This window comes from Burkholderia sp. KCJ3K979 (genome assembly GCF_016759955.1).
GTDB classification, from domain to species: Bacteria; Pseudomonadota; Gammaproteobacteria; order Burkholderiales; family Burkholderiaceae; genus Burkholderia; species Burkholderia orbicola.
The window spans coordinates 1-13,060 of sequence record NZ_JACFYV010000190.1 but is presented as its reverse complement, the minus strand read 5'-3'; the positions used below and the strand labels follow the sequence as shown (position 1 = coordinate 13,060).

General features: G+C 68.9%; 13 protein-coding genes. 3 read left to right on the top strand and 10 right to left on the bottom strand.

Translation table 11 applies throughout. From position 1 onward, the window contains the following. The 4 genes from H3O04_RS28215 to H3O04_RS28200 form a co-directional block, all read right to left on the bottom strand. On the bottom strand, positions 1-416 hold a 416-nt coding region (locus H3O04_RS28215), incomplete at its 3' end, for an amidase family protein (RefSeq protein WP_202588917.1). A gap of 31 nt (positions 417-447) precedes the next feature. Next, positions 448-969, bottom strand: a complete 522-nt coding sequence (locus tag H3O04_RS28210) for a nuclear transport factor 2 family protein (protein ID WP_202588916.1) — start codon at positions 967-969, stop codon at positions 448-450. A gap of 8 nt (positions 970-977) precedes the next feature. Continuing rightward, complete coding sequence (locus H3O04_RS28205; protein WP_006490490.1) at positions 978-1,355, bottom strand: hypothetical protein; 378 nt, start codon at positions 1,353-1,355, stop codon at positions 978-980. A 102-nt stretch (positions 1,356-1,457) separates the two neighbouring features. Further along, on the bottom strand, positions 1,458-2,651 hold the full coding sequence (locus H3O04_RS28200) for an acyl-CoA dehydrogenase family protein (RefSeq protein WP_202588915.1): 1,194 nt from the start codon (positions 2,649-2,651) through the stop codon (positions 1,458-1,460). 149 nt (positions 2,652-2,800) lie between these two features. Here H3O04_RS28200 and H3O04_RS28195 point away from each other — a divergent pair, with 149 nt between their 5' ends. Beyond that, complete coding sequence (locus H3O04_RS28195) at positions 2,801-4,348, top strand: ATP-binding protein (RefSeq protein ID WP_202588914.1); 1,548 nt, start codon at positions 2,801-2,803, stop codon at positions 4,346-4,348. Between the two features lie 50 nt (positions 4,349-4,398). Here H3O04_RS28195 and H3O04_RS28190 read toward each other — a convergent pair whose 3' ends face one another. The 3 genes from H3O04_RS28190 to H3O04_RS28180 all read right to left on the bottom strand — a co-directional run bounded on the left by H3O04_RS28190 (position 4,399) and on the right by H3O04_RS28180 (position 6,748). Then, positions 4,399-4,785 (bottom strand): 2-hydroxymuconate tautomerase family protein, encoded by a 387-nt coding sequence (locus H3O04_RS28190; protein WP_027808628.1) that lies wholly within the window; start codon positions 4,783-4,785, stop codon positions 4,399-4,401. Positions 4,786-4,964: 179 nt separating this feature from the next. Then, on the bottom strand, positions 4,965-5,468 hold the full coding sequence (locus H3O04_RS28185; RefSeq protein WP_041489639.1) for an aromatic-ring-hydroxylating dioxygenase subunit beta: 504 nt from the start codon (positions 5,466-5,468) through the stop codon (positions 4,965-4,967). Next, entirely contained in the window at positions 5,465-6,748 is a 1,284-nt protein-coding gene (locus H3O04_RS28180; protein ID WP_202588913.1) for an aromatic ring-hydroxylating oxygenase subunit alpha, read from the bottom strand. The genes H3O04_RS28185 and H3O04_RS28180 overlap by 4 nt, the downstream gene beginning before the upstream one ends. Before the next feature lie 140 nt (positions 6,749-6,888). Here H3O04_RS28180 and H3O04_RS28175 point away from each other — a divergent pair, with 140 nt between their 5' ends. Beyond that, entirely contained in the window at positions 6,889-7,806 is a 918-nt protein-coding gene (locus H3O04_RS28175) for a LysR family transcriptional regulator (protein WP_202588912.1), read from the top strand. Between the two features lie 134 nt (positions 7,807-7,940). Here the strand turns inward: H3O04_RS28175 and H3O04_RS28170 are convergent, their stop codons facing one another. Together H3O04_RS28170 and H3O04_RS28165 are read right to left on the bottom strand one after the other, a co-directional pair. After that, a complete protein-coding gene (locus tag H3O04_RS28170; protein WP_202588911.1) occupies positions 7,941-8,930 on the bottom strand; it encodes a PDR/VanB family oxidoreductase in 990 nt (329 codons plus the stop codon). 214 nt (positions 8,931-9,144) lie between these two features. After that, positions 9,145-10,548: a spinster family MFS transporter gene (locus H3O04_RS28165; RefSeq protein WP_069230718.1), complete on the bottom strand. Its 1,404-nt coding sequence runs from the start codon at positions 10,546-10,548 to the stop codon at positions 9,145-9,147. A 410-nt stretch (positions 10,549-10,958) separates the two neighbouring features. Between H3O04_RS28165 and H3O04_RS28160 the strand changes: the two genes are divergently transcribed. Further along, entirely contained in the window at positions 10,959-12,077 is a 1,119-nt protein-coding gene (locus H3O04_RS28160; RefSeq protein ID WP_175786663.1) for a porin, read from the top strand. A gap of 38 nt (positions 12,078-12,115) precedes the next feature. Here the strand turns inward: H3O04_RS28160 and H3O04_RS28155 are convergent. Next, positions 12,116-13,060 (bottom strand): LysR family transcriptional regulator (locus H3O04_RS28155; protein ID WP_202588910.1); only part of this gene is annotated, 945 nt, incomplete at its 5' end.

The window sequence follows — 13,060 nt, the reverse complement described above, 5'->3', positions numbered from 1 at the left end:
CGACCGAACGTCGGCTTCAGCCCGGCCACGCCGCAGCAGGCGGCCGGCCCGCGAATCGAGCCGCCGGTATCGGTGCCGAGCGCCGCGTCGACGGCGCCGAGCCCGACGAGCGATGCGGAGCCGCTCGACGAGCCGCCGGGAATGCGCGTGGCATCCTGCGGATTGACGGGCGTGCCCGTGTAGTCGTTGATGCCGGTCATGCCGAACGCGAGTTCGTGCATGTTCGCCTTGCCGGCGATCTGCCAGCCGGCGTCGAGCAGCAGGCGGACCACGTCCGCGTGGTGTTCGGCGGGCGGCGCCTCGGCGAGCGCGCGGCTCGCCGCGCGGGTTGGATGGCCCGCGATGTCGATCGTGTCCTTGATCGCGATCGTCGGGCCGGGGCCGCCGAGCGTGAAGGTGCCGATGAAGCCTGTCATGGTCGGTATCGTGCGAAAGCAGCGGGAAACGTCAGGGCCGTGACGCGGCGGCGAGCGGCCACGGGCCGTCGAGCACGCGTTCGGTGCGGAAATGGCGGATCAGCCACGCGGCGCCGTCGGCGGCCGGCGCGAAATCGATCGTGAGCCGTGCGGCGATCAGTTCGGCCGCGCCGTCCGCGTAGCGCGACGCCTGCAGCATGATCCAGCGGCCGCGCGCACTTGCAAGATCGGAGGCGACCTCGATCGACTCCGACGTCAGGAAATGCAGGTTCGCCGAGAAATGCGGATCGGGCGGCAGATAGCGGCCGAGCATCGCGACGATCGCGGCGGTGCCTTCGAGGCGGCCGAACTTCTTCGTGTACTGCGGGCCGATGCCTTCCCATACGGCGTCGGGCGTGAACAGTGCGGCGAGCGACGGGCCGTCGCCCGCATTTTCGGGTACGTCGCACAGCGCCATGTAGCGCGTGATCGTCGCGCGCACCGCGCGCTCGGCGTCGAGCGCCGCGACGCGCCGTGCGAGCGCGTCGATCGCGGCGGGTGACAGCTCGGTCATCGCGCGCCTCACGCCGCGGGCTTCGCGGCCGGCGGCACGGTCAGCGCGCGGCCCACGCGCGCCTCGATCTTGCCGTAGCGCCACAGGTTGTATTCGCCGACGGGCGTCGTGCGGTACAGGTTGCACACGGCGACCGTCGTGTCGAAGTCGGCGACGTCGGCCATGATGTAGAAGGTCCACGGCGCGCCGTCGGCCTGGCCGACCACGAGGCGGTCGTCGTCCATCACGCCGAGTACGCGCACGCCGGGCATCGCCTCGACGGCCGCGAGCATCGCGCCGTACGCCTGCCACACTTCGCCGATCTGCTCGCGCGGCAGGTCGAAGAAATTCTGCGACACGCCGCAGCAGAACAGGACGCGCAGCGGCAGCGGATTCGAATCGGACATATCGGGTTCTCCAGGGGAATCGGTCGGGCGCATGAACCGGCCGGCGACGGCGCGTCGGGTTCGGCTTCATGCGCGTTCGTCAAAAGCGTCGGTCGATGCAGGTTACAGATAACCGGGAAACGGCGTGACGCCGGTGAATACCGCGCCCGCGCCGTCGAAGTTGCCTTCGGCGAGGAACGCGTGCTGCGTGACGACCATCGCATCGCGCAGCAGCCGCTGTAGCGGATGCGACCGGTAGATCGCCGCCGTGCCGCCGAGGCGGTACGCGCGTTCGACGACGCTCGCGCCTTCGCGGGCGATTTGCGTGGCCGCGAGCCGCAGCAGGCTGACCTGCTCGGGCGTCACCGGATTGCCGGCGAGGATCGATTGCCAGACCGAGTCGGTCGCGTCGTAGAAGAACGCGCGCGCCGAACGCAGTTGCGCTTCGGCCTTCGCGAGCTCGATGCGGAAATACGCGCGATCGGCGAGGCGCGGCGCGCCGGTCGTCGTCTGGCGGCCGCCCGACATGCGGTTCACGACGTCGAGCGCCGCACGCGCGAGGCCGAGGTTGACGACGGCCAGCACCTGCGCCGCATACGCGACGGTCGGGTAGCGGTACAGCGGCTCGTCGACGGTCGGTTCGCCGCCGCGCACGAAGGTCCACGCCTCCGGCACGAAGCGGTCGTTCACGCGCAAATCGTGGCTGCCGGTGCCCTGCATGCCGACTACGCTCCAGTTCTCGACGATCTCGACGTCGGCGGCGCGGAACACGGCGGTGCGTGGCTTGTTCGGCGCGGCGTCCTGCGCGCCCGACACGGCGATGCCGACGCCGAGCCAGTCGGCACCCTTGCAGCCGCTCGCGAATTTCCACGTGCCGTTCACCCGCCAGCCGCCCGGCGCGTCCTGCGCGGGCTGCACTGGGAACAGGCCGCCCGCGAACACCTGGTCGGGGCCGCTCGCGTACAGCTCGGCCTGCGTGTCGAGCGGCAGCGCGGCGAGGTAGACGTTCGCGGAGCCGAAGCTCGCGACCCACGCGGCCGAGCCGTCGGCGGTCGCGATCCGTTCGATCATGTCGAGGAACGCGGTCGGCGCGAGCGCATCGCCGCCGAAGCGGCGCGGCGTGCCCGCGCGATAGATGCCGGCCTGCTTGAACAGCGCGATCACGTCGCGCGGCACGTGCGACAGCCGGTCGAATTCCTCGCGGCGCGCGGCGACGGTTTCGATCACCGCGTCGAGCGGCGACAACTGCCCGGCCGCGGGACGCGCCGCGGGCGGCGAGGTCGGCGCGGATTCGATGGCGAGAGCGGCTTGCGGCATGAAAGTCTCCTGGGGATGGGGGCGATTCCGGTGTCGGTTGCGGGGGGCAAGACGATGTAACCAGTCTAGAAACGCCGAAAACACGCAGCAATTGGTGCGTTGGGCCGCGCGACTGGTGACGCTCCGTGCCGGCCTAAAGAAATCTTCAGATGCGATCGGCGCGTGCCGGTGCTATGTTGGGTTTCCGGCCGCGCGATGCCGCGCGCCTTCCTCCGAATCCGATCATGAGTTTTCCCGACGAAGACGATTTCCACCGGCTGCTCGACGCGCTGACCACGTGCGTGCTGCTGCACGACGCGCACACCCGGGCGATCGTGTGGGCGAATCGCGCCGCGTGCATCGCGCTCGGCTTTTCCGTCGAGGAATTGCTGCCGCTGAAGGCGCCGGACATGACGCGTCCCGAGCCGAAGTACCAGCGCGAGATCGCGGTGAGTGCGTGGGATCGCGCGCTCGTCGATGGCCCGCAGGTGTACGAATGGTGCTATCGATCGCGCACGGGCGTCGACATGCTGTCCGAGGCCACCGCGACCTACGTGCCGCTGCGCGGGCGCGACGTCGTGATGGTGCAGTTCCGCGACATCAGCGCGGAAGAGGCGGTCCGCCAGCAGTTGCGCCGCTACGAGGCGCGGCTGCGCGAGTTCATGCAGGATCTCGACGAAGGCATCGCGGTCGTGACGCCGCACGGCGGCGTGCAGTTCATCAGCGAGTCGGGCCGCCGCGTGCTCGGGCTCGCGCCCGACGAGCCGCTCGGCGAGGTGCTCGACTACTGCTCCGCGGCCGATCGCGACCGGCTCATTGCGCAACTGCGCGACGCGCCGTCCGCGTGCCCGTCCGCGCCGCAGCGCTACCGGATCGTGCGGCGCGACGGCTCGGCATGCTGGCTGCGCATCCTGTGCCGGCAGGTCGAGATCGAAGGCGATCTCGACGGGCTGCTCGTGCAATTCCGCGACGTGAGCGACGAAGTCGCGATCGAGGAGGCCCGGCGCGCGGAGGCGCGGATGCTCGAATACGCGGGCCGCTACAACGCGATGGGCGAGATGGCGACCGTGATCGCGCACGAGCTGAGCCAGCCGCTCGCCGCGGTGCGCAATTTCATCGAAGGCGCGGTGCGGCGACTGAACGGCAACGGCGCCGTCGACGACGCGATCTGGGGGCTGCGCAGCGCGGACCGCCAGGCCGAGCATGCGGCGCTGATCATCAAGAGCGTGCGCGAATTCATCGTGAAGCGCGAGCCGGTCGTCGCGCGCGCCGACCTGCGCGACATCCTCGCGGACGTCGCGTACTTCATCGAGCTGCGCGCGAAGGAGGCCGGCGTGACGGTCGCGATCGAGCAGGCCGACGCGCCGCTGCCGATCCGCTGCGAACGCGTGCTGATCGGGCAGGTGATCCTGAATCTCGCGTTCAATGCGATCGAGGCATTCGCCGGCTGCGAGCGCGTGCCGCGCACGCTGACGCTCGGCACCGCGAACGTGGCCGGCCATGCGGAGTTGCGGGCGCTCGACAATGGCCCGGGGATCGAGGCGGGCGCGCACGACCGGCTGTTCGACGGCTTTTCGTCGTCGAAGGCCGGCGGCAACGGGATCGGGTTGTCGCTGTGCAAGAGCATCGTCACGCGCCACGGCGGGCGGATCGCCGCGACCCCGGCCGCGGGCGGCGGGCTCGACTGCCGCGTGACGCTGCCGCTCGCCGACGGTTGAGCGCAACCGCGTCGGCGCGTCATGGCGGGGCAGCGACGCGCGGCGCATGGTCAGCGCCCCAGCGCCCGCGCGGTCTGGCCGCCGATGCCGAAATCCGTGTTCGGAATGTCCTTGATGATTACGCGCGTGGCTTGCAGCGGCGCGTCGAGCACGTTCGCGCCCGCGTCGGACAGCGCGGCGATCAGCGCGCGCTTCTGTTCATCGGTGCGGCCGGCGATCAGGATCGCGACGATCACCGGCAGCGACGGCGGCGCGCCGTCCGCGGCGCTGCGGCCGCCGAGGCCGATATGCGTCGCGGGCAGTTCGGTGAGCAGCACGCGCACCGAATCGATCGGTGCGCCGATCGCGTCGACGGTCGCGTTGCTGAGCCGGGCGATCAGCTCGGCCTTGCGCGCGTCGTCGTGGCCGGCCGGCAGGAAAACTTCGAGTGTGGGCATGGTCGTCCGGAAAGGTGAAGGTGACGGGCTCACCGTTGCGCGAGTGACGGCGAAGCGGTCGCCGCCGAAAGGTGAAGGTGACCGGCTCACCTTTGCGCTGGCGATCGCGAACCGGCCGCCGCTCACAGGTGAAGGTGGCTGGCTCACCATTGCGTTGGCGACGGTGAACCGGCCACGGCTTACAGCAGGAAGCCGATCGCGCTGAGCGCTTCGGTCGAGTCGATCAGGCGCACGACTTTTTCGGCAATGCGTATCTCGCCGTCGGCATCGACGTGCAGCTTGTGCGTGACGTCGGCCGCGAACAGCGTCGCGACGCCGCGCTTGTACGCGACCACGACCTGCGCCGATTTCAGCTCGACGGTATCGGCGCCGCTGCTCTCCAGCGTGAAACGCGACACGGTGCGCACCGTGCGCGCCGCGTCGGTGGCCGACGCCGAATAGCCGGACACCATCCGCTGCACGCGCTTCTCGCGCATGTCCTGGTCGTCGAACACGTAGTTCAGCGTCGCCGCGAAATCGGTCGTGTCCGGATCGATCGGCACCACGTAGTGGCCGGCCGGGGCCCACAGGTCGAGCCACGCGCGATAGTCGCGGCGGTCGAGCATCTCGGCTTCGCGCCACACGAATTCGACCGCGCGGGCGAAGGTCTGCTCGGAAAAAAGAGCGTTGCGGTCGTCCATCACTGTTGCTCCATCATCTTGCGCCATTGTTGATAGGCCTCGCGCATGCCGGTTTCGTCGGTTGCATGTGCGGTCTTTTCGCCGTTCGCGGCGGTCGTCTCGCGGTTCAGCCCGCGATTCACGAGGATCGGCACGTCGGGGCCCGCGTGCGCGCCGCGCTGCACGCGCTCCCAGGCTTCCGCGTCGTCGGGGCTGCCGAAGCCGAACGGGCCCTGGAAGTGCTCGTGGATGCGCAGCCGCTCGCGGTTCGCTTCGTCGGGGCCGCCGTCCATCGCGAGCGCGACGTGGCGGATCTCGGTTTCGTTCGCGGAGATCGGCCGCAGCACGCGGAAGAACGCCATCGACAGCGCGAGGTTCGGGAACAGGTTCAGGTTGAAGCCGACACCCATCAGCGAGCGCACGATGCGGCGCACTTCGTCCGGCGTGTGGCGCTCGCCGAGCTTCGCCGCGAGCGGCGCGAAGCGTTCGGGCAACGGTGCGCCGTCGTCCTCGTCGAGATCGATCAGCTCGGGCATCAGCACCGCAAGGCTGTGGCCGTTGCCCAGCCCGCGGCAGAACGCATGCTCGCTCGTCATGAAGCTCGTGATCGCGGCGGCCGTCTCGTCGTCGATCGACTTCATCCACGACTTGTGCACGACCGGGAAGTGGTAGAGGTCGGTGGTGTTCTCGAGCTGGATCTTCCAGTTGCCCTTGAACTTGAACTTGTGTTCGCCGTTCGCCTTGATCGGGTAGCCGGCGCCCTGTTTCATGAACAGGTCGATCCACGGCTTCGCGCCGCCGAGGAAATCTTCCAGCGGCTCGATCGCGTCGTTGAAGCTCGCGAAGATCAGCCCCTGGTACACGCCGACACGCAGCTTCACGAGCGGCAGGTCGCCTTTGTCGCACACGCCTTCGTAGCCGTCGCCGTACGGCAGCGCGCGCAGCGTGCCGTCGAGCGCATACGACCAGCTGTGATACGGGCACGTGAAACCCTTCGCGTTGCCCTTGTGCGCTTCGCACACGGTCGCGCCGCGATGGCGGCAGCGGTTCTGCAGCACGTTGATTTCGCCGGTCTTGTCGCGCACGACGATCACCGGCTGGCGGCCGATCGTCGTCGTGATGAAGTCGCCCGGGTTCGGCAGTTCGCTGTCGTGCGCGACCCAGATCCAGGTGCGGTAGAAAATGCGGTCGAGCTCGGCTTCGAACAGCGCGGGGTCGTGATACATCGCGGGCGCGATGCGGTCGGGCTGCGCGAGGCCATGCAACGCGCGGGTGTCGATCGTCTGGTAGGCAATGTCGCTCATCGTCGTCGTGGGGAAAGAGTCGCGAAAATCGGGCCGCGCCGTGCGCAGCGTCCGGGGACCAGTCTCGTCTTCTGCTACATATCGGTCAAATTGATCTAAAATCGATGATCAAATAAATGCGGCAAATGATGGAGGTTACGATGACATCGGTCGATCATCTCGATCTGAACCTGTTGCGCGTATTCCAGGCGATCGTCGAGGAACGCAGCCTGACGAAGGCCGGCGAGCGGCTCGCGCTGTCGCAGCCGGCCGTGAGCTATTCGCTCGGCCGGCTGCGCACGCTGTTCGACGATCCGCTGTTCGTGCGGACGCGTTCGGGCATGCAGCCGACGCCGGTCGCGCTCGAACTCGCGAGCATCGTCGGCAAGGCGCTCGACATGGTGCGCGTGGCGCTGCGCTACGCGGAGCGCTTCGATCCGGCCACCAGCACGCGCACGTTCCGGCTGTCGCTGTCGGATGCGGGCGAGATGGCGTACCTGCCGGCGATCTGCCAGGCGCTGCGCGAGCGCGCGCCGCGCGTGACGTTGAGCGTGCAGCCGCTGCCGGTGGAGGAGATCGAGGAAGCGCTGCGCGCGAGCCGGCTCGATTTCGCGATCGGCAACCTGCCTGAGCTGATGCCGCGCACGCGCCACCAGGTGCTGTTCGAGGAAACCTACGTGTGCATGACGGGGCGCCGGCGCGGGCTGCCGACGGCCGCTGCGCTGAGCCTCGAGCAATTCGTGCGCGCCGCGCACGTCAACGTGAAATCGGTCGAGCACAGCCACCACGCGCTCGACGACGCGTTGCGCGCGCAGGGCGTGGGCCGCAACATCGCGCTCGAGGTGCCGCATTTCGTCGCGCTGCCGAGCGTGCTGTCGGTCACCGATCTGTATGCGACGCTGCCGCGGCGGCTCGCGCAGATCCTGAACCGCGACAATGCATTCCGCCTGTACGACCTGCCGGTCACGCTGCCGCCCGCGCCGGTGACGATGCACTGGCACGAGCACTTTCACGAGGACGAGGGCAACGCGTGGATGCGCGCGCTGCTCGCGGAGATCGTCGAGCGTTTCGACGAATGACGATCGGGCGGTGCGCGATGGCGCGCCGATGCGTGTCGCCAGCGGTGGTCGGCATAGGCTTTCCGTGCGCCGGTGCATCGGTGCCTCGATCAAGCGCTAGATCGGCGCCGCGGCATGTCGGCGCGCTCGGCGCATCAGAGATCGAGCACGAGCACCGCCGAGCGCGCACGCGACACGCAGCAGCAGATCACCGTGTTGCTCGCGCGCTCGGCCTTGCTCAGGCAGTGGTCGCGATGATCGGGCTCGCCGTCGAGCACCGGCACCATGCAGGTGCCGCACACGCCTTCGCCGCATGACGTATCGACCTCGATGCCGATATGCGCGAGCGCGTCGACGATCGACGTATCGGGGGCGACGCGCACCGACTGGCCGCTGCGTTGCAGGCGTACTTCGAAGCCGTCGGCCGGGCCGGAACCGGCTTCGGCATTGCCCGCATCCGCGGCGATAGGTTCCGCCGCGAAGCGTTCGAGATGAATCGCGTCTTCCGGGATTCGCCGGGCCGCGGCCGCAACGACGGCATCCATGAACGGCCCCGGCCCGCACGTATAGACATGCGCTGTCGGGTCGATCGACTCGACGCAGCGGCCCAGTTCGGCCGCGAGCGCATCGGGCTCGACGCCGTAATGGAACGTCACGTGCGATGCGAACGGTTCGGCCGACAATGCGTCGACGAACGCGGCATGCTCGCGGCTGCGTGCGAAGTAATGCAACCGATAGCGCGCGCCGCGCTTGTGCAGCGCATACGCCATCGACAGCAGCGGCGTGATGCCGATGCCGGCCGCGATCAGCACGTGCTCGCTCGCGTCATCGGTCAGACGAAACAGGTTGCGCGGTGTGCCGATCGACAACTCGGCGCCGACGCTCACGTCGTCGTGCAGCGAACGCGAGCCGCCGCGCGACTGCGCTTCCTTCTTCACCGCGAACAGATAGCTGCCGCGCTCGTCGGGGTTGCCGCACAGCGAGTACTGCCGCGTGACGCCGGACGGCGCGGTGACGTCGATATGGGCGCCCGGTTCGTACGCGTCGAACGGCTGGCCGTCGACGCGCGAGACCCGGAAACAGCGGATGTCCTGCGCCGCGTCGATCAGCGCGTCGATCCGGACCTGGTGGCGGTTCGCTTGCATGGGAAATTCCGTGGGGTAGAGAAAAGCGGCGCGGCAGAGCCCCGCGCCGTCATGCGATCGAGAATAGGGACGCGCATCGCATAAATCAAATCGATTAAAAAGCGATGATTAAATAAGCGGGATGGATGATGGTGGCGTGCCGATTGTCGCCGGTCAGCGTGCCGGCGATCGCGCGGCCGGTGCGCCGACCACGCGATCGGTGAACCGCGCGACTTCAGCGAGCGGCAATGGCGTTGCCGCCGTCGACGGCCGCGTCAGCCGAAGCCGATGCCGCCGCATGACCGCGTTCGCGCTCGAGGCTGCGGCGATAGTGGCGGCAGCCGGCGGCGAGCAGCAGCGCGGCGAGCGTGGCCGCCGCGACGTTCACGATCGACATCGAATGGCCGACCGCGGCCGGCGCGCCGAACACGCGATCGGTGAACAGCGCGACGACGGTCGTGCCGATCCCGAGCGCGATCAGGTTCGACACGAGCAGGAACAGCGCGGAGATCTGCGCGCGCATCTGGTTCGGCGCGAGCGTCTGCATCGCGGCGGTCGACGTCGGCATCGGGAACGACGCGAAGAACATCGCGACGACCAGCATCGCGAGCGACGCCGGCAGGCTGTCGAGCTGCGTGAACAGCGTCGCGGGGATCACCATGCACGCGGCGCCGATCGCGCCGGCACGCATCGGCGCATCACCGCGGCCGCGCCGCAGCAGCCAGTCGTTGAGCCAGCCGCCGCAGAACACGCCGGCCGTGTTCGCGACCAGCAGCACGATGCCGAGCGTGTAGCCGGCTTCGACGGCCGTCATCCCGAAGCGGCGGATATAGAACGCGGGCGTCCAGCTCAGCAGGCAGTACAGCGCCATCGCGTAGAACGAGAAACCGAGGTAATGGCACGCGAAGGTCGCGCGGTGCGTGCCGACGAAGCGCAGCGAATCGCGCATCGACACGCGCCTCACGGCGCCCGAGCGGTCCTGCGCGAGCCCCTTGCGCTGCGGGTCGCGCACGGTCGCGGCGAACAGCAGTGCGACGAGGATGCCCGGCAGCCCCACGATCAGGAACGTGACCTGCCACGCATGCACCTGTCCGACCACCGGCAGCGTGAATGCGCTCGCATGCTTGAGCAGCGCGATCACGTAGCCGCCGATCAGGAACGCGATGCCGCCGCCGATGAACGAGCCGAGCGAATACACGGCGACCGCGCGCCCGAGCTTCTCCTTCGGGAAGTAGTCGGCGAGCATCGAATACGCGCCGGGCGACAGCGCGGCCTCGCCGACGCCGACGCCCATCCGCGCGATGAACATGTGAACGAAGTGCTGGCTGAGCCCGCACGCGGCGGTCGCGACGCTCCACAGCGCGATGCCGAGCGAGATGATGCGCGGGCGCGCATAGCGGTCGGCGAGATACGCGACGGGCAGCCCCATCACCGCATAGAACAGCGAAAACGCGAAGCCGTTGAGCAGGCTGAACTGCGTGTCGGACAGGTGCAGGTCGCGCTTGATCGGTTCGATCATCAGCACGAGGACTTGCCGGTCGACGAACGAGAAGATGTACGCGAGCATGCAGATGACGACGACATACCATTCGTACGTATAGCGCTTGCCGTCGGCAGCGCGGGCCGTGGATGCGGACATGCGGGTTCTCCAGGAGCGGGCGGTGGAAAAGCGCGGCATCGGCCTGGCGGGCCGGGCGCCGTCGCGGCGCGAAAGCGTGCGGGTGACACGATCGGAAACGCAGCGTAGTCGGCCAAATTCGGCCGCCATAGCCGGAGTGACAGCCGCGCCACACGGACATTTACCGACCCGGATAAAGAAAACACCGAGACCGTGCGCGCGGGCCGCCGCGCAGCGCGCGTGCGGCGGGGCCCGTGCGCGTCATGCGGCACATCTATAAGCGTTATAGAGCGCATTGCGTCGACGTCCGAAATTGTCGTTCCTAGACTCGGCCCGGTTTTGATCGGCAGCGTTCGCCTCTGGAAGCGAACGCGCTTCACATCAAGCGGCGCGATGCCGACAGGCGCCGCAACTTCTACGGGACGACGCAGATGAACCATCCGAACGGGCGGGCCCTCCGGCTTGCCGTACCGCTTGCCGCGCTGCTCGCATGCATGGCGCAGCCTGCCGCCGCGCAATCGAGCGTGACGCTTTACGGCCGCATCGATACCGCGATCGAATACGCGAACGCTGGACCGAACCACGTGACGCGCATGGGCAGTGGCAACCTGTGGGCGTCGCAGTGGGGGCTGAAGGGCGTCGAGGATCTCGGCGGCGGCTACGCGACGATCTTCAAGCTCGAGGACGGTTTCAACGCGGCGAGCGGCGCGCTGTCGAACAGCAGCGCGCTGTTCGGCCGCGAAGCGTGGGTCGGCATCACGGGGCCGTTCGGCGGCGTGCAGTTCGGCGAGCTCTACACGATCCTGCATACGACGCTCGTCACGTACAGCCTGCCGGGGCTCGGCGCGGGGCTCGCATGGGGGAACGCGACCAACAACTTCGTCGGGCCCGCGTTCCTGCGCGTACGCAACTCGATGCGCTACACGTCGCCGCGCTACGCGGGCTTCCTGCTGCGCGCGATGGCCGCGCGCGGCGCCAACGGCGCGGCCGGGCAGCCGGCGACGCTCGGCGATACCTACGGCGCCGGCCTCAACTACGTGCGCGGCGGCCTGTCGGTCGACGTCGACTACATGCAGCAGAAGTTCAGTCCGGTGGCGGCGTCCACGCTCGGCGCCACGAGCACGGCCGCGAACGGCAACTACACGCTCGGCGCGATTTCGTACGACTTCAACGTCGTGAAGGTGGCCGCGCTGTACCTGCGCCATCGCGGCGGCCCCGATGTCGCGACCGCGATCGACAGCCAGAGCGCCTATCCGCACAGCGACATCATGGAGCTCAGCGCGACGGTGCCAATCGGACGTGCGTCGCTGCTGCTGAGCGTCGGCCATTACCGGAAGGTGGCCGACAGCGACGGCAATGCCGATTCGTACGGCATCCGCTTCGACTATCCGTTGTCGAAGCGCACGGTGCTGTACACGGGCGCCGCGATGGTGCGCAACGGCGCGCATGCCCGTTTCGTCGTCAACGGCGCGGCCGGCGGCGGCGTCGCGGTGGCCAAGCCGGGCGCGACCGCGAGTTCGCTCGTCGCCGGCATCCTCACGTCGTTCTGAGCGTTTCGGCGAGCCCGCGCCCGTGTCCGTTTGCGCCGCTACGCGCAGGCGGGCGGCTGCGGCGCGAGCCATGCGTCGAACGGCGCCTGCTCGCCGATATTGAACAGTTCGAGCAGCAGCGCACGCAGCCAGCGATGGCCGGGGTCCGCATCGAAGCGGCGGTGCCAGTACGCGTTGACGGCCCATTCGCCGGCGCCGGCGATCTCGTACAGCACGCACGGCTGGCGTGCCGCGAACGTGATCGCGATCGTCTCCGGCAGGATCAGCGCGTAGTCGCCGTCCTGCAGCAACGCCGGCACCACCAGAAAATCCGGCAGCGCCGCGCGCACTCGCGGCATCAGTTCGTGTCGTTCGAGCAGTTGCATCGATTGCGGATGCGACGTGACGGCGACGAAGCGCAGCGTGTCGGGCGCCGCGCCGTCGAGCACGAAATCGGCGGGCAGCCCGACGCGCTGCGCGGTGCGGCGCGGCATCAGCAGCACGCAGCGCTCGTGCAGCAGCGCGGTGCGCTGGAAGTGGCTCGACGCATCGGCGAAATGCCCGAGCGCGAAGTCGATGCGCCCCGATTCGAGCGCGACGTTGAGCTGGCATTCGTCGACGTGCAGCGTCTCGATCACGGCGCCCGGCGCGCGCCGGTCGAACGCGGCGAGCAGCGTCGGCAGGAACGCGCTCGCCGCGAAATCGCTCATGTGCAGGCGGAACACGCGCTGCGTGCTGTCGGGCGCGAAGCGCGAGCCTTCGTCGAGCACGTCCTGCAGGATCGCGAGTGCCTTGTCGACCGAGATCGCGAGCCGCTGTGCGCGCGGCGTCGGCTCGACGCCGGTGCCGGTGCGCACGAACAGCGCGTCGCGGAACATCAGCCGCAGCCGGCCGAGCGCGTAGCTGACGGACGGCTGCGTGACGCCGAGCCGCAGCGCCGCGCGGCCGACGTGCCGCTCTTCATACACCGCACGAAACGTCTTCAACAGGTTGAGATCGAGATC